This window comes from Photorhabdus kayaii (assembly GCF_025384895.1).
Classification (GTDB): domain Bacteria; phylum Pseudomonadota; class Gammaproteobacteria; order Enterobacterales; family Enterobacteriaceae; genus Photorhabdus; species Photorhabdus kayaii.
Window position 1 is genome coordinate 1 of the sequence record NZ_JAJAFZ010000061.1, and the last position, 21,540, is coordinate 21,540.

The 21,540-nt window shown below is 39.1% G+C and carries 17 protein-coding genes; 11 read left to right on the forward strand and 6 right to left on the reverse strand.

Features of this window, described 5'->3' with window-relative positions:
* The first annotated feature begins 703 nt into the window (after positions 1-703).
* The 6 genes from LGZ98_RS18410 (at position 704) to LGZ98_RS18435 (ending at position 7,762) form a co-directional block, all read left to right on the forward strand.
* Positions 704-1,540 carry an alpha/beta fold hydrolase gene (locus tag LGZ98_RS18410; RefSeq protein WP_228902757.1) on the forward strand — a complete coding sequence of 279 codons (837 nt, stop codon included), beginning with the start codon at positions 704-706 and terminating at the stop codon, positions 1,538-1,540.
* Positions 1,533-1,916 carry a hypothetical protein gene (locus LGZ98_RS18415; protein WP_262978375.1) on the forward strand — a complete coding sequence of 128 codons (384 nt, stop codon included), beginning with the start codon at positions 1,533-1,535 and terminating at the stop codon, positions 1,914-1,916. The genes LGZ98_RS18410 and LGZ98_RS18415 overlap by 8 nt, the downstream gene beginning before the upstream one ends.
* 172 nt (positions 1,917-2,088) lie before the next feature.
* Complete coding sequence (locus tag LGZ98_RS18420) at positions 2,089-2,985, forward strand: hypothetical protein (protein WP_262978376.1); 897 nt, start codon at positions 2,089-2,091, stop codon at positions 2,983-2,985.
* A gap of 50 nt (positions 2,986-3,035) precedes the next feature.
* The gene (locus LGZ98_RS18425) at positions 3,036-4,082 is read left to right on the forward strand and encodes an acyl-CoA/acyl-ACP dehydrogenase (protein WP_113043531.1); all 1,047 of its coding nucleotides are present in this window, start codon (positions 3,036-3,038) and stop codon (positions 4,080-4,082) included.
* Positions 4,083-4,173: 91 nt separating this feature from the next.
* Entirely contained in the window at positions 4,174-6,741 is a 2,568-nt protein-coding gene (locus LGZ98_RS18430) for an aminotransferase class III-fold pyridoxal phosphate-dependent enzyme (protein WP_113043532.1), read from the forward strand.
* The gene (locus LGZ98_RS18435; RefSeq protein WP_113043533.1) at positions 6,725-7,762 is read left to right on the forward strand and encodes a DUF2156 domain-containing protein; all 1,038 of its coding nucleotides are present in this window, start codon (positions 6,725-6,727) and stop codon (positions 7,760-7,762) included. The genes LGZ98_RS18430 and LGZ98_RS18435 overlap by 17 nt, the downstream gene beginning before the upstream one ends.
* Positions 7,763-7,956: 194 nt before the next feature.
* On the opposite strand, the gene LGZ98_RS18440 is transcribed toward LGZ98_RS18435, so the two are convergent.
* From LGZ98_RS18440 to lysC, 5 genes are all read right to left on the reverse strand, one after another.
* Positions 7,957-9,420: an AMP-binding protein gene (locus LGZ98_RS18440; protein WP_113043534.1), complete on the reverse strand. Its 1,464-nt coding sequence runs from the start codon at positions 9,418-9,420 to the stop codon at positions 7,957-7,959.
* The gene (locus LGZ98_RS18445; RefSeq protein ID WP_113043535.1) at positions 9,417-10,541 is read right to left on the reverse strand and encodes an MBOAT family O-acyltransferase; all 1,125 of its coding nucleotides are present in this window, start codon (positions 10,539-10,541) and stop codon (positions 9,417-9,419) included. The genes LGZ98_RS18440 and LGZ98_RS18445 overlap by 4 nt, the downstream gene beginning before the upstream one ends.
* 144 nt (positions 10,542-10,685) lie before the next feature.
* Positions 10,686-11,888, reverse strand: coding sequence for a D-alanyl-lipoteichoic acid biosynthesis protein DltD (locus tag LGZ98_RS18450; protein ID WP_262978377.1), 1,203 nt, complete (start codon positions 11,886-11,888; stop codon positions 10,686-10,688).
* Positions 11,885-12,205, reverse strand: a complete 321-nt coding sequence (locus LGZ98_RS18455) for a phosphopantetheine-binding protein (RefSeq protein ID WP_262978378.1) — start codon at positions 12,203-12,205, stop codon at positions 11,885-11,887. The genes LGZ98_RS18450 and LGZ98_RS18455 overlap by 4 nt, the downstream gene beginning before the upstream one ends.
* A gap of 448 nt (positions 12,206-12,653) precedes the next feature.
* Positions 12,654-14,033 carry a lysine-sensitive aspartokinase 3 gene (gene lysC, locus LGZ98_RS18460; protein ID WP_113043538.1) on the reverse strand — a complete coding sequence of 460 codons (1,380 nt, stop codon included), beginning with the start codon at positions 14,031-14,033 and terminating at the stop codon, positions 12,654-12,656.
* Between the two features lie 299 nt (positions 14,034-14,332).
* Between lysC and pgi the strand changes: the two genes are divergently transcribed.
* The 3 genes from pgi to ubiA all read left to right on the forward strand — a co-directional run bounded on the left by pgi (position 14,333) and on the right by ubiA (position 17,688).
* Positions 14,333-15,979: a glucose-6-phosphate isomerase gene (gene pgi, locus LGZ98_RS18465; RefSeq protein WP_262978379.1), complete on the forward strand. Its 1,647-nt coding sequence runs from the start codon at positions 14,333-14,335 to the stop codon at positions 15,977-15,979.
* Positions 15,980-16,292: 313 nt separating this feature from the next.
* Positions 16,293-16,799: a chorismate lyase gene (gene ubiC / locus LGZ98_RS18470; RefSeq protein WP_262978380.1), complete on the forward strand. Its 507-nt coding sequence runs from the start codon at positions 16,293-16,295 to the stop codon at positions 16,797-16,799.
* Positions 16,800-16,833: 34 nt separating this feature from the next.
* On the forward strand, positions 16,834-17,688 hold the full coding sequence (ubiA, locus tag LGZ98_RS18475; protein ID WP_262978381.1) for a 4-hydroxybenzoate octaprenyltransferase: 855 nt from the start codon (positions 16,834-16,836) through the stop codon (positions 17,686-17,688).
* Positions 17,689-17,740: 52 nt separating this feature from the next.
* On the opposite strand, the gene plsB is transcribed toward ubiA, so the two are convergent.
* Positions 17,741-20,197 carry a glycerol-3-phosphate 1-O-acyltransferase PlsB gene (plsB, locus tag LGZ98_RS18480; RefSeq protein ID WP_113043542.1) on the reverse strand — a complete coding sequence of 819 codons (2,457 nt, stop codon included), beginning with the start codon at positions 20,195-20,197 and terminating at the stop codon, positions 17,741-17,743.
* 129 nt (positions 20,198-20,326) lie between these two features.
* Here plsB and LGZ98_RS18485 point away from each other — a divergent pair, with 129 nt between their 5' ends.
* The gene (locus tag LGZ98_RS18485) at positions 20,327-20,698 is read left to right on the forward strand and encodes a diacylglycerol kinase (protein ID WP_113043543.1); all 372 of its coding nucleotides are present in this window, start codon (positions 20,327-20,329) and stop codon (positions 20,696-20,698) included.
* Between the two features lie 119 nt (positions 20,699-20,817).
* Positions 20,818-21,423 carry a transcriptional repressor LexA gene (lexA, locus tag LGZ98_RS18490; RefSeq protein ID WP_112877396.1) on the forward strand — a complete coding sequence of 202 codons (606 nt, stop codon included), beginning with the start codon at positions 20,818-20,820 and terminating at the stop codon, positions 21,421-21,423.
* Positions 21,424-21,540: the final 117 nt, after the last annotated feature.

Genomic DNA, 21,540 nt, shown 5'->3' on the forward strand with positions numbered 1-21,540 from the left:
ATTCGCTCCCTTGCCGTCGCGATGCATCTTGAAATCCATAGGGTATATAATTAAAGTTAATATAAAACCAGTCATAGAGTAAGAGAACAGAATGGCTGGTTAATTTCATAAACTAAATAGTGGTAATGATATAATTCATGAGCATTAATAATTTTGCCATGTAAAGTATATAAGGAATTAATATAAACGGATTTGTGAAAATAATGTTGGGAAATAATTTTTTGAATATATTTTTAAATTGATTCATGAATAAATTTCATTTTTTTTATGTGTTATTTAAACTAAGATTATCTCTTATTACTATTAACTGCTTGTTATTTTACATGGTTATAGCTTTCTATCAATACTATTTCATGTAAATTCAATACATTTAAAATTGATATTTTATTATTGATTTATAACTTATTTATTAATATTTAAATGGTATGATTTACATTTTAAACTAAATTTTTCTAATGTGTAAAATAATTTTTCCAGCAAATAATTTATAAAATAATATATGTTTCTTGCTTTATCTATAGCCTGTTACTAAGAAAGTATAAGGGGCTTTTATATTGTTTAATAAAAAATTAGAAAATCACTAATAACCCGGCGATATGGACAAGAATTTGATACTTATTGCATTGAAAATAAAATTTTTTTGGCGGATTTATCGCTAATGTCAGTCACTGGGGCGTGATGTAGTTATTGGGGGCATATAGATATGAAAAATAATATTAACGGTAATTATTTTAAAGTGGCTGGCAATTTCCTCTGTAATTATAAGGTTTATCAGGGAGATAGTAATGGCAGAGTTGTTATATTGTTACCTGCTATTGGTGTGGAAATCAGGAAGTATGACGCTTTAATACAACAACTGGTAAAAGAGGGTTTTCAGGTTGTCACTGCTGATATGCCAGGTTATGGAGACAATCAACCTAAACCAAGTCGAAAAAATGACTATAACTATTCCGACCTGTTGCAGGATTATCTTCCGGCAATGTTAGACAAGGCTATTGAGTTAAATAGCAATAAAATTCCTATTATTTTTGGTCACAGTCTTGGGGGGCATATTGCGACGATCTTTGCCTGCTCAACTGACAGGCCATTTTCTCTGTTTTGTGTGGCAACTGGGAACGTGTGGTATAAGAATTGGCAGGGAATGGGGAGGGTACAGATAATAACAGCAGCTATTGTTTTTAACATTCTGACTGTGTTATATGGTTATCTCCCTGGGAAAAAGATTGGTTTTGGCATAAGAGAAGCTAAGGGGTTAATGCGGGACTGGTCCAAAACTGCTTGTACGGGAAATTATGATCATGTCCGTGCTTATAAGGGGAAGGAGAATAAGCATTTATCCAAGGCCATTTATATCTGTTTTAAAGGAGATAATTGGGCTCCGTTGAAGTCTACTCAAGTATTAGCAAGTCTTATACCTAATGCAGAAGTTAGGGAAATAACTTTGTCTCTCAAAGGTAATCCTCACAGTGCCTGGATTAAACAGCCAGGAGATATTATTGCAATCATGAAAAAAGAAATGATGGAGAATAGCGATGATTAATACATTTAAAATTCTGCGTTGGGAATTTTTGGGATTATTTTTTATCAGTTTATTTCTGACTTGGCAGTTTGAGAGTTATATAAATTGGTGGCAATTTATTGTGTTATTTTTTCTGATTGATATTATTGGTTATTACCCAGGGCGGATCTGGAGTTTACTGAATAAAAAAGGAACTCCTCCTCCAACTTTTTATACCATTTATAATATTTGCCACAATTTATTTACACTCAGTGTGATTAGTTTGCTCTGGATCTGGTTCTTTAAGGATAATTACAGCGTTATTGCACTATTTGTCCATATCTGCCTGGATCGAGGTGTACTGGGGAATTTTCCTAAGTTATCTATTAATATATTTAAGCAGCCCACTATTCATTGAAATAAATCATTATATACCCTATGGATTTCAAGATGCATCGCGACGGCAAGGGAACGAATCCCCGGGAGCATAGATAACTATGTGACCGGGGTGAGTGAGTGCAGCCAACAAAGAGGCAGCTTGAAAGATGACGGGTATAGAGAGATAACTTATTGGGAGAGGAATTTATATTATGAATTTAATTAAACAGGCATCGGAAGTAGAAATGCGGGCAAAAGATTGGGGCTTGGATGAATGGTTCACTGAACAGATAAGTGTTGAACAAAGAAAAAGAACCTATTATGCCAATGATCCTAAATTAACCTATTTGCCGGGTGATTTACGGGAGTCTCTGATCAGGGAACTTTCTTTTAAATCGATGTCGGAATATGAAGCAACGAAAGCATTATTGTTACTTGCAGATAAGGCTCCTGACAATATCAACTTTGATTATATGCTGACTCAGATATTTGATGAAGGTAGACATGCTAAATTATTCAGAGAACATCTGGTCAGAATAGGTTTTGCGGATATCGACAATGTGGCCGGAAAAATGGAAAGCCTCTTACGAGGAAAAATGACCAATATGTTGGAAACATTGAGAACTTATTTCGATAAGTGGGTGGTGTTGAAAAATGACTATATTGCAGGCGTGTTAATTATTACTGTTGTTCTGGAAGGCGTACTTGCGCCAACGTCAGAACTCAGCGAAATCAAGTGGCGCCCTTTTGATATTGTCGCCGCCGAGACACAGGCCAGAGCCAATGCTGATGAATTAAGACATCTGACAGTGTGTGCAAATATCGTCAAGATGGCACTCGAAAATGATAGTTCTCTAAAGCAATCGGCTCTTGAGTGTATAGAAGAAGGGCTGGCGTTATGGAGCCAGGTATCTGTTGATGACTTGTTTGTAGAGCGTGAAATGTTCTATCAACGGGGTATGCAGAACCATTTGCGCTTTATTGAAGGTTATGAATTAGTGCCTGGGATGTTGTTGTCCGATTCTACGGTGGAATCTCGCCTTGAGCTATCTCATTCCTTGGTTGAACGGATGCAGCAGTCACGCCTTAAGTACATGGGTTTAGTGTAGATATTGGCCTTATTCAGTAGGTTGTTTGAATAGGCTAAGGAGAATTAAAAATGACAAATATTGTTGAAGAACTTAGGAAGAATAGCGGGAAATACCAACATTTGACACCAGATAGATTGAAAAGATTGTTATTGGGTTCTGAGGCCGCTTCACAATGCCTACGTTTGATGGCTCAATCTAATATGGATGGGCTTCATCAAGTCGGTAATACTATCCGTGAAGCCTCTGCATGGCTTCCCGCTGTTGGTATTGCCTTAACAATGCATAATCATATTGTACTGGCTTGCAGTAAATTTCCTGACATATTCGAAGACAGCAACGTATTATTGAATGAAGTTATGGCATCAAAAGCATTGGTTGCTTCCGCTTTTGCAGAAGGTGTGCCTGGAACGAATATTTTTATACCATCGCTTAAAATGCATTCTAAAGAGGGAAAGTTGTTTGTTAATGGTTCGAAGAAACCTTGTTCCTTATCTTCGATTGCTGACTATTATGTGTTATCGGTCTGCGATACTGATAATAATAATGATATGAGGATAGTATTGGTTTCTAAATCGGATCAGAATTTTAAGGTTATTCCTTTCTGGCGACTGGGGATTATGGCTGAAAGTGATAATCAAGAAGTTAAATTTTCGGATACCGAAGTTTCATTAAAACGACTTTCTCATTATAAAGGGATTGAACAACAGATGCTGCTTTCCTGCGGTTTATCACTGTTTAATTATTTTGCCGCAAATACTTATTCTGGAATTCTTGATGGGCTGACTCGTTTTATTCCTGAGAAAGTAGTAGAACAGCACCCAATTAAATATACCCTGACCCAAGCTGATTATAAGATTAATGTTATTCTCGGTCAGATGTTGATTATTTCCTTTTATGCTAGCCAGGATGAAAATGCCGTCCATAAGATTCTCGCGTTACGTTATACCTTGGAAAATATCCTTGAGGAGACTGCCAGTTTCATATTCCGATGTTGCGGTGGGATTAAGGTAATGACAACACCGGAAATTATGAATTTCTATTTGGCAGTACAGTTATTTAAATTTCATCCGATAGGAGAATTCCAAATGATTAACCAGATCATGCAGCAAACTTAATTACTTTTAGAATCACCTATTTATAACTCAAGGATTTTTCCATGCTGTTTACAGCATGACTTTGTGCACCTAAAAAAAAAGAGAGAAAACTATGTTTGTTAATCAATATCGTGAGAGTTTATTGAACTCTGTGGGCCTTGAACTGGATATTAAGTCTGCTCAAGATAACCAGCTTACATTATCGGATGGCCGGGTTGTTAAGGATTTTTTGGCTCAATATGGTGCTCTGCCATTTGGACATAATCCTGATTTCGCTATCGCTGAAATTGACAGATTCACTAAAGATAAAGAGCCTATCTTCTTTCAGCCCAATATTCACAAAAAGGTACGTCTATTGGCTGAAATGCTTGCAGAGCAAATAGATAAGGAAAAATATACCCACTGTACTTTTACTAACAGTGGTGCTGAAACAGTAGAAGCTGCGATTAAATTTACCCGTCTGTTTACTGGCAGAAAACGTATTCTGAGTTTGCATCGCAGTTTTCACGGAAAAACCTATTCGGCATTATCCGCTACGGGATCAAATCGGTTTAAAGCCGATTTCATTTACGATGATAAATTATATGAGCAGGTTGATAGCGAAGATTTAGATGAAATAAAAAGAAAGCTAGAGAGCCGGGAATTTGCCGCATTTATCATTGAACCGGTGCAAGGAGAAGGTGGAATGAAAGTGATTCCACCAGATACGTTGTCCAGTATTTTGGCACTGTGTAAAGACAATGGCACATTGTCAGTATTTGACGAAGTTCAGACGGGTATCGGTAGGCTTGGGGCATTTTGTGCGGCCACGCTCTACGCTTTGAAACCGGATGTTATCCTGTTTTCTAAAGCATTGGGGGCAGGTATCTCACCAATTGGTGCGATGTTATATTCAGATGAGTTTTATTTATCCGAGTTCGATAGGAAACATAGCTCCACTTTTGCCAATAACGTTCTAGCCGCAACGATGGGGATTGCTGTTATCGAGCATCTGACTAAAGATGATGGTAAGGCGTTAACCCATATTCAAGAAGTCAGCCGTTATGTTGATGAATGCCTTGAACAATTGTCTGCTAAATATCCAGAACAATTTTACTGGCACGGGGCTGGGTTGATGCGTGGTCTTGAAATACAGGACAGCAAAGCGGCTTCCAACATATTTATCAATTTCAGTCAAAGAAGCGGTGGCCTGGCTTATATCATTTGTAGTTTCTTATTGAAACATTATGGTCTTTTCACCATGCCGTTAATGTCTCGCCCTTGTTCTGTACGTTTTGAGCCACCGCTTAACGTTTCCAAAGAGGATATTAAGACGTTTTTCACCGCTTTTGATGAGGTATGCCAACTCGTTGAGAATGGACGATATGACATTCTTTTTTCACACTTGATAGATATACCTATTGCGGATCTCCCACCCGCTTCGGTGAGTTATCCGATTTCAAAAAATAACAACTTGGCCCAGATTAAAGCGCCTATTCCTGGATTGATTGAGGGTAAGAAATTTGCTTTCTTGATTCATACCACTTCGGTTAATGAGCTCGCTCATTCTTATTGCTTGTCAATAAAGGAGAATTACACGCTGGAGCAGCAGAAACAGCTCGGTAATTGGATCACACAGGTTTCCTCGATCGATTTTAATCCTGATGTCGCTATTGAGTTTGGTGTCGAAAGTTCAACGGCCTATGCTAATGGTATGCTCATTTTTTCACCCATTAGTCCCGAAGATATGATGGCATTGTCAGCGAAAGAACGGGCGGTATTGATGAGGGAATATCTTGATGTGGCAGAGAAAAATGGCGCTGAAATCGTTGGCTTAGGTGCTTATACCTCGGTTATTACTAATGGTGGTAATAGCCTGGTGAATAATCGGCAGGGTCGGATATTGACTAATGGCAACTCTCTGACCGCGGTGGCGGTGATTGAGGGGATACGCTCAATGTTGATTGAGAATGCATCCCGGCAAACATTGGCGGTAGTGGGTGCCAGAGGCTCCGTAGGCAGGCTTTCAGTCATCGGCTTAGCTCATAATTTTGGCCGGATTATCTTGGTTAGCCGCCCCAATAAAGCACGCATATTGCTCTCTGAACTGACCAAGGCGCTTCTTTCCGCAGTGTTAAGGACTCATGATGTTATCCAGCCAGATTCGGTCATGGATAAGATGAGAAAATGGCTTTTTAAACAAAATCCGGGGGTGACAGATGCACAAATATTACATCAGCAAGTTCTTGAAGTCGTTGGTACCTTTGGTTTGGAAGCGATAGATAGTTATGAACATTCTTTGAGTCAGGCTGATTTTATTGTTTCGGCAACAAGTGAAGGTAAGCCTTTCTTGAATACACATTATTTGAAAGATTCTGCCATCGTTTTTGATGCGGCCAGACCTTTCGATTTCATTCGTGATGGCAACCATCAAATTTACGAGGGGGGATTGGTCTATCAGCCTGAGAAAGTGGTTTATAGCGATTGTAACGTGATCGATGTACCTGCGGGGGTCAATCTCGCCTGTTTATCAGAAACTATCGCTGTGGCGCTTGAAGGGGTGAGTGTTCATCAAAGCATCGGTAAATCTATTGATTATAATGATGCATTGGCGATTCGGGATATTGCCAGGAAGCATGGGTTCATCCCTGTCCAGTATTCCCGAAATAATCAAGGTGAGCGTTATGAGCATGTTGCTTGATGCTCCCCAGATTATTGCCACTGGGAACGCTCAAGATGTTCTTGGCAACAGCCATCTCAGAAAAGTGCTTTGCTATGCAAAGCACCCGTTGAGTAGCCTGTTGTTCAATAGTGAAACATATTGGTTTACTAATCAAAAGGGGGCTATTGGTTTCTTTCAGGACAAAAATCTGCATATGTGTGTAGGCGGTATTTTGGCTCCTGGCGAAGAACGAGCTGCACTTTTACACTCTTTTCTCAACTTCACCAGAGAAAAGCGGGCTTTCCCGGTTTTTCTGCACGGTGATGAGAGTGATTTTGTGTTGTTGAAAAATAATGGCTTTTCTGTGAACCAGCTTGGAGCGAGTTATTCATTGAGCCTTGATGGATATGATATGAAAGGCAAACGGTTTCAGCAGCTTAGAAATAAAATCAGTAAATCCAGAAGAGCGGGGATTTCCGTTCGAGAGATCTGCTCGCAAGAGGAATATTATCGATTTAAACCACAACTAGAACATATTAATCAGCTTTGGCTGAAAGAAAAACACGCTAAGGCCCTGAAAAAATTGGTGATTGATTTCAATACGGTGGAAGTGAGTTCAGGCCAGCACAGAGTCTATATTGCAACTCAGGGAGAACAAATTCAGGCATATATTGTTTATAGCTACACTTGGGGGGAGACATCGGGATGGTTTCATAATCTATCTCGAAAAAAACCGGATATACCCGACGGCACGATGCAATTTATTAATGAAACGGCGATTAATGACTTCCTGAAAGAGGGTGTAGTTTCCTACCTTCATTTGGGCTTCACCCCCTTGGTGGAGTTCGGCGAGGAGGAATATTTCAATGACTCGGCAATCTTTTATAAAGTTGCTAAATGGTTGTCATCAAAAGGCGGTATTGTTTATCCTGCTGCTTCGCAACGTCAATATAAAATGAGCTGGCGGCCGTCGTTAATTGAACCAGAATATATTGCTTTCCCCAGAGGAAAGGCCATGAAGGCATTATGGTCAACATTGCGAACGACCAACAGTATTTAATGTTATAAAAAGCCTTTTTTTAATATTAGGTAACAGGTGATCAGTCTGGGGTGAAAATACTGGGCTGATCACCTGTCATAGGGTATGTTTTCTATGGTGAACCTATTTTCACTGAGCATATATATTTAAAATTATTTCTTTCTTTATAGGTTGTTTATACCTTATTTTCCTTCCTGTTTTCGGATTTTTGTTAATTATTTTATAATTTCACATTCATTATTGTTATATCTTGACAGTAAAGATTTTGTATCGACTTTACTGTTATTGGTGACTGGAAAGTTATCAATATTGATAAATTCACTGGGTATCATATAGGAGGGTAAATTCTTTTTAAGAAGGTTAACTAAATTTTCCTTATCAATAATGGTTTTGAATTTACAGAAAGCAACCAGGCGAACAATAGAACCATCTTCTTTTTTTAATGGCAAAACAACAGCACTATCAACAATGGGAAGATTCATCAGCCTTTCTTCAATTTCATGTAGCTCAATGCGATAGCCATTTAGTTTTATTTGGTTATCTTTCCTGCCAAAGCAATACCAGATATTGTCAATTAATTTGCCGATATCTCCGGTTCGAAAATTTCTTATTCCATGTTGATTAATGGTCAATCTATTATTATCTTCCGTTTTAGCGCCAATATATTTTCTCATAACATGAGCGCCAGAGATGACAATCTCGTCATTTTCTAATGTTAGAGTCGAGCCTGATCTTGACTCTCCAATTGGCAATAATTCCATATCCGAATGGAGATGTTGATCGCTAATTTCAATTATTGTTGTTGCCACGGTAGCTTCTGTGGGACCGTAAGTATTATAGATAATGGCAGATGGAAATCTTTTCCTTAAATACTTAACGAGATTTTTACTTAGAATTTCGCCACAAAATAGGAAATGTTTTAGATTTTTTAAAAAGGAATAATTAAAATTTTGCGATAGCAATTGCTTATAAGAAAAAGAAGGTGTGGAAACCCATACTGTTGGTTGATAATGATTTAAAACTTGATAGAATTTTTCAGAATCAGTCGTTGTTTCTTGAGAAATGCAAATACATGTGCCACCGTATACCAATGTGCCAAATGTTTCATACATGGATAAATCAAAATTAAATAGCGCTTGATTCATGAAAACAGGTTTTTCACCAAGTTTGAAATCATTGTACATCCATCGCATAAGATCATAAACGCTTTCACGTCCAATGACTACGCCTTTAGGTTTTCCTGTGCTACCGGATGTGAACATGATATAGGCAACATGATCTTCATCAAATTCAATATAATCAACGTTTGTTGTTTTGAATTGATTGTTAATCACATCGTAGTAATAAGGCGTGTTGGATAGTGATGCAATTTCTAACAAGCGTTGTGTTGGATAAATTATATCGATTGGAATAAATGGGATTTTATAGGTTATACATGCATAAATTGAAACTAAAAAATTAGCTTCTTTGTGTCCGTATAAGATCAAAGGCGTGTTGCGGTTTAAATTTAATTCTAAATATTTAGAATGCCACTTTTTAATTTCATCATATAAATCACGCCAATAAATGACTTGATCTGAACCCACGATGACGGGGGTGTCTGGATGAGAAGGCGCTATGATTCTATCGTTAATGAATAAATCAAAGTTTGATTCACTATATTCGTTGAGATATTTCATTTTATAAAACTGTATCCACTAAATATATATAAAGAAAAACAAATTAAAGTTAACGTTATCAGTCTGCCAAAGAAAGAGACGATCTTTTTATTTAGGATATTAGCGATATTTTCTTTATCTCTGGTGTAATTAATTAAACAGTTATGCATTACTGAGTAAGAACCAAATAAAGCACCACTTATAATGTAATTAAGTTCTAGTCCATTCCAAATACCCATACAAAATAATGTGATGAAAATACTGATATTCTGGGCAAAAAGTCTATGATTTTTGAAAAATTCTTTCTCCATTAGCATCTTATATAATGGCATAAAGATGACGTCTCTTAACCATTCAGATAAACTAATATGAAATCTACGCCAAAAGTCCTGTGGATTTTTGGCTAAAATTGGATAATGAAAATTAATAGGTAAGTTTATTCCAAATAGCTTGCCGGCGCCACAAGCCATATTAGTATAACCTGCAAAGTCAAAATATAAGTAAAAACTATAACTTATAGCAACTACTAAGTATGATTCAATCGTGTCTTTATTAATATAGTCAGATAAAAATACGTTATAGATAATGGCGGCGAATAAAAATTTCTGAACTACACCATATAATATTTGTCCAGCACCGGCAAACCATTTTTCTAAAGAGACTGGCACTGGTAATTCAAGTAAATCACGTTTGAAGCTGTTCCATCTATACATAGGGCCAGCCAGCCAAACTAATGGTAGGAATAAATAGGCAAAATATTCATAAATTACTATTTTCTGTTGCTTGCTAGAGAATAAAATGACATCTATAGCTCTGAATGTAAAAAAGGATAAACCGATAACACTAAGTAGATGACTAAATTCCAAATTTAATTTAACTAAAAATAAAGGTGAAATTATTAGCAGAGAAGATACTAATTTATTAATTATGTTCTTTTTGAAAATTAAAGTTATTAAATAGAAATAAACAGATAATGCTATAGGTATATAAATTTTATATCTAAAAATAATACACCAGCAAATAATAGAAAGTACACTTAATGCAATTTTAGAGTTTATTTTTTTATTAAAAAATAGAAAAAATAAAGAAAAAACAAATGAGGCTGAAAATAGATAAATGAAAAAGTTAAAATTTGCAAACATGTTTTTTTATGCCTTTTTTATTCTAAAATTGCTGATATTCATATTTTACTTTAACTTCACTGCTACCATTGACGATAGAATCAGAATGATAAAATAAGGTAAGCATTAGAAAAAGATATAATAAAAAAGCCTTTATAAAATATTTCATTTCGCAAAATGTTCCACAATAGCTTTATCAGTTAATAACCAACCATATTCCCCCATATGCATAATATCAGTTAATACTCCTGGCTGATATTGCTCTTCAATAAGATTTAAATATCCCATGCCGTGAGATTTTATTTTCTCTGATATAATATTTTCAACGGGATTAAAGTTATTTGTATCTGTGTATACATAAGGGTTTAATGGCTGCATAATAAATAGAGCATCTACATTATATTTCGATAATAAATCTAATAAGTTGTCAAGAGCATGCATTTCTTTGCTGTAATTGATGCCATTAGGAAAAGCTTTTTTACTTTTTTTATCCTTTACATACTTTTCATAGTATTTTTTATTTACCCATTGCGTCTCTTTGCTCATATTGTTAAGTTCAATATTTTTAGCATCATTAGCTAAATCTAGCCATTGAACTTCGGTATTGACAATTTTAAATTGTTTTTTCATTAAAGGATCTTTATGAAGGACATAAATATTGTCAGCTTTAATTGCATGATTGTCGGTTATTATGTTTTTGATATTTATTCTTGCCTCTGCTATATAATCTAAAATGTTTGCAACTGACGACGCTATTATATTGTCTTTATGAATTAACTTTAATTGGGTAGAATTTAGATTTTCAAAGTTATCTTTGTTTTCATTGAGATAGTTTGAAAATATATTTTTTGCATTTTCATCATTTGCGAGTTTATTTGCGATATAGGATGGAAAATGAGAATTGTATGCTTGTGGTAGTAGATCTGTTTTTTCAAACCATCCCGGAGATAGAATAATAACAATTCTACTATCCTTATTTAAATATTCTTGATAAGCGGATAAATAACCATAAATTGCTAATAATTCAAAATGCGCTTTACCAATGCCTATTGTGGGAATATTTAAATTTTTTGTTAAAAAATCATATGGAATGAATTTATGTGTTCTGTTTGTTAATTCAGAAGATCCAAACAAAATGACATGATTATTTTTAAATCCATATTCAAGTGATTTTTCTTTTGAGAAATCAATGGCATTGTGTTGATCTGTAATAGTAGGTATATAGTTGATCGATTTACTATCGTCTTCAATATATTTGTATTCTACTATTTTCGAGTTGAAATTATTTATAAATACTATAATAGATGAAAAAATAATTGCTGCGAATAATAACGCCGCAATATTAATAGATATCTTTTTTAACATCATTTTAAGTTGTTTAAATAATTGATAATTGATTTAGGGGTTTCGAGAATAGATTCAGCATCAGTTGCTGATATGTAGCAATCGAATTCCTCTTGTAATGCCAGGATGAGATCGACTGTAGTGATTGAATCTATTAAATTTTTCTTCAAAAGTTCATCATCTAACTCAACATTTTTTCTGGCAATTTTGTTGACTATCGATAATACTTGCTGTTCAAGTTCCATATATGATCCTTTTATACCAAGATTATATTTGTATGATTTATTGATATTCGTAATAGCTACCGCACAAGCTAAAGTACATTTGCTTGCTAATATCACTGTTGTTTCTCATTTCATTTGATTGATTTTTCATATTGTTATTAGGCAGTATGGAATATCAATGCTTCAGTTTTAATCTTCATGCATACTAATTGATAGCCCTTTTTTTATCAAGATCATATAATTGTTCTACGTATAATTTCCCTAATAAATGAGAAAATAATGTTTTTTTAAAATCTCCCTGTGATTTTCCATCCCTCAATATAATTAAATGTGTAAGTGAAAATGCTAACTAATTCACACAGGGATTTACAACAGAAACTATTTAAAAAGAGATAGAAAAATTAAAATAAATTTTTCATGATCCTGCCGGTGAATCTGCATTTCCGTACTAAAGAAAATGAAGAAAGAGGGAGTATTACTATTATGAGGTTGCTGTAGCAGTGTAGTATAAGATTCCGCTCAGTCTTTTGGCTGAGCGAAATATCAAATACCTGAAAAATTATACTTATTCAAACAAACGCTGATGAAGCGTTTGAACAATTTGCTCTGCATCTTTACCTTGAACAAGCAAGCATAGGTTATGGTTACTGGCGCCATGACTGATCATACGAAGATTGAATCTTTCCAGCACACTAAAAACCTTTTTTCCTAATCCGTTGGTTTGAGAAAGCTGATTACCAATAATTGCCACCAGCGCCAGATCTTCTTCCACTTCAACCCGACACAGTGTCGAAAGCTCCGTCATCAATGCATTGGTCAGCAGGCTGCCATTTGTGCTAGCGGAGCCAGTGGTGTCGAGTGTTAATGCCACATTGACTTCGGAGGTGGTGATCAAATCCACTGAGATATTATGGCGTGACAAAATGGTAAATATTTCAGCCAAAAACCCCTGTGCGTGTAGCATTTTCAGGCTGTGTAGTGTCAATAACGTCTGTTTCTGGCGCAGGGTAATAGCGCGGAACTGTGGTGGGGCTTCTGTGGTATCACAAACCAGCGTACCGCCGGCCTGTGGGTTTTTGCTAGAGCCGACAAATACTGGAATGCCACAGCGAATAGCAGGAAACAGGGTTGCCGGATGTAGGATTTTGGCGCCAAAGGTTGCCATCTCCGCCGCTTCATCAAAGGCAATCTTATCAATTCGTTGGGCAGTTGGAACGACTCGCGGGTCAGTGGTATAAATGCCCGGAACATCTGTCCAGATATCAACGCGTTTCAGGCCAAGGGCTTCTCCCAAGAGTGCCGCAGTATAATCGCTGCCACCGCGCCCCAGTGTAGTGGTACGGCCGTTCTCTTCACGACCAATAAAACCTTGGGTGACAACCAGGCTATTTTTCAGATGTGGTAAGAGATGTTCCGTTGCCAACGATTGAAGTTGTTCATGGTTTGGTTCTGCACGGCCAAAACTATCGTCGGTATACATCACTTTGCGTATATCAAACCATTCGGCATTTTTCCCTCGCTGGCGGAGCAATTCGGTAAACAATCGTGTGGACATCAGTTCACCGTGGCTGACTAATTCATCTGTCAGAGCCGCAGAGGTTGCCAGAGATGCGGCTTTAGCAAGGGTTTTAAGATTTTCCAGTAGACGATCAATCTCTTGACGAATCGTATCGGATTCATGCAAACGATCAATAATTGCGTATTGAATGGAGTGGATCTGTTTCAAGTAGTCAGCCCGCTTATCTGCATCGCAGCCTTCCGCTAATGTAACTAATAAGTTTGTTATACCGGCAGAAGCAGACAGCACAACCACACGCACTGCTTTATTTGCCAGTACGATATCTGCACTGTTATTCATGGCATCGAAATTTGCCACGCTGGTACCACCAAATTTTGCGACTACATGCCCGCCAATTTCTGGGCATTGGGATGAAACAGCACTCATTGCGATAACCTTCTGTTAACTGGATAGTCTTTTAGAAATATCGGGTTAACGGGTTTGAGTCAATGGAGTGAAGAGTGACATCAATATCTTTCATGACGCGATGAAAATCATAAAATAAATTGAGGATAGTAGAGAGGGGCGATTGTTTTTTGTACGCTTCGGCAAATGGAACTAGAAAAACTTAATCGTTTTGACCAATATCAGCGATTAAAGGAAAAGAGGCTCGAATCACAGAATTACAGGTTACAATCTTTCTTTAACTCCCAATTAATTACAGTCAGTTGATAGAGAGCATAGCTATGAAAAACATCAATCCTAGTCAAACCTCAGCTTGGAAAGCGTTAGAACAACATTTTGCGCAGATAAAGGATATTCACCTACGTGAATTGTTTGAACAGGAACCAAATCGTTTTGCTAAGTTCTCAGCAACATTCGATGACCAGATCCTGGTAGATTTTTCAAAAAATCGCATCACAACGGAGACATTAGAAAAATTACAGGCACTTGCTAAAGAGACGGATGTTGCCGGGGCGATTCGCGGTATGTTTTCGGGTGAGAAAATTAACCGTACGGAAGATCGCGCTGTATTGCATATTGCGCTACGTAATCGTAGCAACACCCCGATTGTGGTTGATGGGGAAGATGTTATGCAGCAAGTCAACGCGGTGTTGGCAAAAATGAAAGATTTCAGTGAACGCGTAATTAATGGCGAGTGGAAAGGTTATACCGGTAGGGTGATTACTGATGTGGTGAATATCGGTATCGGTGGTTCAGATCTTGGCCCTTATATGGTGACGGAAGCGCTGAAACCTTATAAGAATCACTTGAATATGCATTTTGTTTCTAATGTTGATGGAACCCATATTGCAGAAACCTTGAAAGCACTTAACCCGGAAACGACGCTGTTTCTCATTGCTTCCAAGACGTTCACTACTCAGGAAACGATGACCAATGCTCATTCTGCCCGTGACTGGTTCCTAAAAAGTGCGGGTGATGAAGGGCATATTGCAAAGCATTTTGCGGCGCTTTCCACAAATGGACAGGAAGTTAAGCAATTTGGTATTGATACCAAAAATATGTTTGAGTTTTGGGATTGGGTTGGCGGCCGTTATTCGTTGTGGTCAGCGATCGGTTTGTCTATCGCACTCTCTGTTGGGTTTGAAAATTTTGAACAATTGCTTAGTGGCGCGCATGCAATGGATCAGCATGTTGCCAATACTCCATTTGAGCAGAATATTCCTGTATTGCTGGCGTTAATTGGTATTTGGTACAACAATTTCTTTGGCGCAGAAACTGAAGCGATTCTGCCATATGATCAGTACATGCATCGCTTTGCTGCCTATTTTCAGCAAGGCAATATGGAATCCAATGGTAAATATGTCGATCGCAATGGTCATCCAGTGGATTACCAAACCGGCCCAATCATCTGGGGAGAGCCTGGAACAAATGGTCAGCACGCGTTTTATCAGCTTATCCATCAGGGAACTAAACTGATCCCTTGCGATTTTATTGCGCCAGCCATCAGCCATAACCCATTGAGTGACCATCACAGCAAATTGTTATCTAACTTTTTTGCTCAGACAGAAGCATTAGCCTTTGGTAAATCTCGTGAGCAGGTGGATGCTGAATTTGTCGCCAGTGGTAAAACGGCGGTTGAAGTTGAACATGTTGCGCCATTTAAAATGTTTGAAGGAAATCGCCCGACTAATTCTATTCTGTTACGTGAAATTACCCCATTTAGCTTGGGGGTGTTGATTGCCATGTATGAACATAAAATATTTGTGCAAGGGGCGATTCTCAACATCTTTACTTTTGACCAGTGGGGAGTTGAATTGGGTAAGCAATTGGCTAACCGTATTTTGCCAGAACTTAAGGATGATAATAGGGTTGTCAGCCACGATAGCTCGACAAATGGGTTGATTAACCGTTTTAAAACATGGCGTTAATCACTTATTCTGAGTCAGAAACTTAATTGATATGAGCGAATTATATTCATCATAATTCGCTTATTTTGGGTCAACAATATTTATACCCGTCATCTTTCAAGTTACCTCTTTGTTGGCTGCACTCGCTCACCCCGGTCACATCGTTATCTATGCTCCCGGGGATTCACTCCCTTGCCGTCGCGATGCATCTTGAAATCCATAGGGTATATAGAATTTGTTATAACTTTTTATTCTGTATACCTGCAACGTGGTATTCTCTGCGGTTATCAATTGTACTGTCGGATGAAAGAAATTTGTCCTAATGGAAAAGCGTATGTCAACTGACTCAATATTAACAATGGTGCCTATTCAGTGGCTTTCGATAGATTCGCCCGTTTTGCCTGATGAGGTTTTAGACTGGTTGATGGAGTTGGGCTCAATGACCCGCCGTTTTGAGCAATACTGCAACTGTGTTCGTATCATACCATTCAGAGAATGTTTTATTACCGAGGAACAACTTTCTGATGAAAGTGAGCGTTTGCTAACGGGTCAAAGATATTGGCTGCGTGAGATCGTACTGTGTGGTGATAATATCCCTTGGCTATTGGGGCGGACGTTAATCCCTGAAGCAACATTAACCGGTCCTGATGAAAGTTTGGTTGATTTAGGAACAGTCCCACTGGGGCGATATCTTTTTAGTGGTAATAAATTGACGCGGGACTATATTCATGTAGGGCAGCAGGGCAACCGTTGGGCAAGACGATCATTGCTGAGGTTATCAGGCAAGCCATTATTATTAACCGAAGTCTTTTTACCTGAATCACCTGTGTATAAAAGGTAAAATTTAAAAGGGGGAAACAGAAGTGGCGGGAAGTATGGCGCAAAGTAAATGGCAGGCCTATTGCCGTTTAGTGCGCATTGATAAACCTATAGGTGCATTATTGTTGTTGTGGCCGACTTTCTGGGCTTTATGGATAGCTGGGAAAGGGATTCCAGATATGCACATATTATTGATCTTTACTGTCGGTGTGTTTCTGATGCGTGCGGCAGGGTGTGCAATCAATGATTTTGCTGACAGAAAATTTGATGGTTATGTTGAACGCACAAAAACACGTCCCCTGCCGAGTGGTGCTATCAGCGAGAAAGAGAGCAAGATCCTATTTGTCGTACTGGCGCTGGTTTCTTTCGGGTTGGTGCTGACCCTGAATAAAATGGCTATCTGGTTGTCAGTCGTTGGCTTGGCTCTGGCTTGGCTTTACCCCTTTGTTAAACGGTTTAGTCATCTTCCTCAGTTTGTACTGGGAGCCGCTTACGGTTGGGCTGTTCCTATGGGATTTGCGGCAGTTAGTGAGTCCTTACCACTAGAGTGTTGGTTGTTATTTCTGGTTAATATCTTCTGGTCAGTTATTTATGATACACAGTATGCGATGATCGATCGAAATGATGATCTAAAAATTGGCGTGAAGTCCACCGCCATTCTGTTTGGTCGTTTCGACAAGTTGATTATTGGATTATTGCAACTCGCTATGTTACTGATGCTGGTGCTGGTGGGTTATATGATGAATCTGGGCGGTATCTACTATTGGTCACTGTTGCTTGCGGGCACTTTATTTATTTATCAGCAGAAACTGCTCGCTGGTCGGGAAAGAGAGCTTTGTTTCCAGGCATTCCTCAATAATAACTACGTTGGTCTGGTACTATTCCTTGGCATCTTCTTCAGCTATGTCTGAAACATCTGGTGATAATGTGAATAACAACCATTATCACCAGTATTTAAGAAGATTATCCTTCCTTAGTACTCTCGTCGGTATCGTTATGCTCTGGTGGCAAACTGACGCTCTCGATAGTAAGACGAATCTCAGGTGACATCAGTTCACCTAATACCTGATACAGCTCCTGGGTATTTGCCGTAATCGCATTACCACTGTCACTGATATAACCTTCTTCACGCAGTGTATGGACCGACGTAGTAAATACCGCCTTATCAAAGAATTCAGGTGCGTTGATGCCATGTAATACCGACAAACGTTGCGCTAACATCCGACTCTCTTTTTCCAGCACTCCCCGGCTGATTACTGGGTTGGCGTTCAGTAAAGAGAGTGTGATGGCATAACGTTGCAGTGTTTCACGGATGCCAGCTGCCAGCAATTGCAGGGGGCGGATACGTGCTGGATTAAGCACCAGCATGCCATGCTCCTTGTTACAGATAAGGCACTGGCGGGTCAGTTCGTTGATCAGCGTATTAACCACTTCTGGCAGCTCTGTTTTGCTATAACGCATAAACAGCTCGGCTTTAAGGAGTGGATAAATGATCGCGACCTGGCTTAACAGCGCTTCGCGGCTGATACGGCGATGATGAATAACGATGCAGGCAATCAGTGATGGCAGTACTAATAGATGTTGAATATTGTTGCGGTAGTAGGTCATCAAAACTGCACGATCACGTGGCAGAATGATAATGTCACCCATGCTGTCTTTGTCTACCTCGAACTTATCCATTTGCAGAGCGTGTTCTAGCAACTCCTCCGCGGTTTTCTTTGGTACGGTGACATCAGCAGCGTAAGGCGCATTGTGCATGAGCTGTATATAACAATCCAGTTGCTCAAGCAGTTGCTCACGAGTGAGTGCTCGCTGACGTGACGAAAGCAGGGCAGTGGAACACAAGTTAATTGCGTTAGCCGCCGCTGTGTTGTTGATGTTTACCATAATCTTCTCAGACAGTTGACTGACTGTCGGATTGAACCATTCGGGGCGATGGAATTCTATTGGATCAATAGAATCGCGCCAGCTAGGAACATGGTTGTTAAGGTATTGGATCAACGGGATGGGTTCGCCAAAGTTGACGTAGCCTTGCCCCAGATTACGAAGTTTGCGCAAACCGCGTATCATCTGGAAAAAGCCCTCTTTCTCTTTGGTTGCACCACGCAGCTCTTTGGCATAGGTGGCAACTTCCATCACATGCTCGTAGCCGATATAAATCGGAATAATGGTAATTGGGCGTGATTCGCCTCTCAACAGCGCCTGTAACGTCATGGACAGCGTACCCGTTTTGGGATCGAGTAAGCGACCTGTCCTGGAGCGACCGCCTTCCATAAAGTATTCAACAGAATAACCTCGGGCAAATAATTCACCTAGATATTCCCGGAATATCGTGGCGTAGAGCTTATTACCCTTAAATGTGCGGCGGATGAAAAATGCACCAAGGCGGCGGAATATTGGCCCTGCCGGCCAAAAATTTAGGTTGATGCCAGCGGCAATATGGGGCGGTACCAAGCCCTGATGGTAGAGCACGTAGGAGAGCAGCAAATAATCCATGTGGCTACGGTGGCAGGGCGCATAAACCAGTTCGTGACCATCCTGTGCCAGACGGCGGATGCGTTCAGCATTGTGAACATTGATCCCTTGATACAGACGGTTCCAGGTCCAACCTAGTACACGGCCTGACAGCCGTAACGTTTCATAAGAGAAATTCGCAGCAATCTCTTCCATCATGTTAATGGCATTCTGTCGGGCTTTCTCATGTGAGATTTTCTTGGTACGGGCCTCATCAGAGACTGACTTTTCTATTGCTTTTGAAGCCAGCAATTTGTTAAACAGCTCTTGCCGAACCGGCAGGCGTGGGCCAACGGCTGCCAGGCGTTGACGTGAATAGTGCATTCGTGCCACACGAGCCAGCTTATGGGCAATAGTCTTGTCAGTACCATGCTCAGTTGCCATATAGCGTAGAGATACTGTGTTTGAAAAGCGCACAAAACTATCTCGGCCTAGCCAGAGAATAGCAAAGAATTTTTGGATACCATTGAGTAGCCGCAAATGTGGTGTGCTCTGCCCTTCGCGCCCGGGGGAACGGCCGAACATGACAGAAACTGGCAGCATTTGAATATCCAGATTGGGATTATTGCGATGCAGATCCAGATAATCATGGAAAATTTTTACGGATTCCTGCTTTGGTGCACAATAGCGGAATACACGTGGACCATTATCGATAAAGACATAGCTGGGAAGTTCAGTGTCACCAATCTCCAGTAAATTTAATGGGTCCGGCAGATCCTGCTCAAGACATTGCTGACGTAATGCCAGTAAGTCTGCTTTGGAGTGATACGGTAGTACGTACAGAATTGGGCGTGTCGTATCGAGCCGCAATTCAGTAATCGGATCTGTAGGGATAAGTTTGCTTTTTACCAGTATTTTTAGTGGTAAATTCAATAATTTATAATATATTTTACGCCAACTTGACATAAATATCTTGAAGCCTCTTGTTAGCAACACGTTGCCAGCATACCAGAAACGGGTGTTGAGATCTGTTGTGTTAAGACAATAATAAGAGTGGAAAGTGTCAAATAACCTTATTTTTGGTGTGAATAATTTATGGCGAATCAATCCAAGGGCTTGGCCCGTATCATTAAAGCAATCGTATATTCGGTGAAGGGTATTAGGGCAACATGGCAAAATGAAGCGGCTTTCCGTCAGGAAATAATTTTAGCGATATTGGCTATGATGGTTGCATTTTATCTGGATATCGGCGCTATTGAACGCATTTTACTGATTGGTTCAGTGATGCTGGTGTTGATTATGGAAATCCTGAATAGTGCTATTGAAGCCGTTGTTGACCGTATTGGCAGTGAGTTCCATGAATTGTCCGGTCGTGCGAAAGATATGGGATCGGCGGCTGTCTTTCTGACGATGATGCTGTCATTAATTGTCTGGGGAACCATCCTTTGGCGCTATTTTATGGTCTGATTTGGTTTAATAATTAGGTATTATATTATAATTGGCTGATTTTCTGCCTTAGTAGGTTCCCAATCGTTATTTAGCTGTATATACTTACATATTGACTGTATAAACAAACAGGGGACGAAATGAAAGCACTTACCGCAAGGCAGCAGCAAGTTTATGACTTGGTGCGTGACCATATTTCGCAAACAGGTATGCCGCCAACGCGTGCTGAAATTGCAGCACGTCTTGGCTTTCGTTCACCTAATGCGGCTGAAGAGCATTTAAAAGCATTGGCTCGTAAAGGGGTGATAGAGATTGTTGCAGGGGCATCTAGGGGAATCCGTTTGCTGTTGGAAGAATCTGGTTTACCGTTAATTGGCCGTGTAGCCGCAGGTGAACCACTGTTGGCACAGGAGCATATTGAAAGTCATTATCAGGTTGATCCTGCATTGTTTAAGCCAAGTGCAGATTTCCTGTTGCGGGTCAGCGGAATGTCTATGAAAGATGTTGGGATTATGGATGGTGATCTGCTGGCTGTGCATAAAACACAAGATGTTCGTAATGGGCAGATTATTGTTGCCCGCATTGAAGATGAAGTAACGGTAAAACGTTTTAAACAGACTGGAAATAAAGTTGAATTGTTGGCAGAAAACCCCGAATTTAAGCCAATTGTGGTGGATTTGCGTGAGCAGAGCCTGACAATTGAAGGATTGGCGGTTGGGGTGATTCGTAACGCCAACTGGTCCTGATAGTAAAATATCAAGTTGTTGTTTTTGGAATTGTTAAAGAATTGCAATATTCCGACAGAATCATGTTGTTGAATTTATCGTTGTAATTATCTTAAACGTGATTCTGCGGTTGTTTAT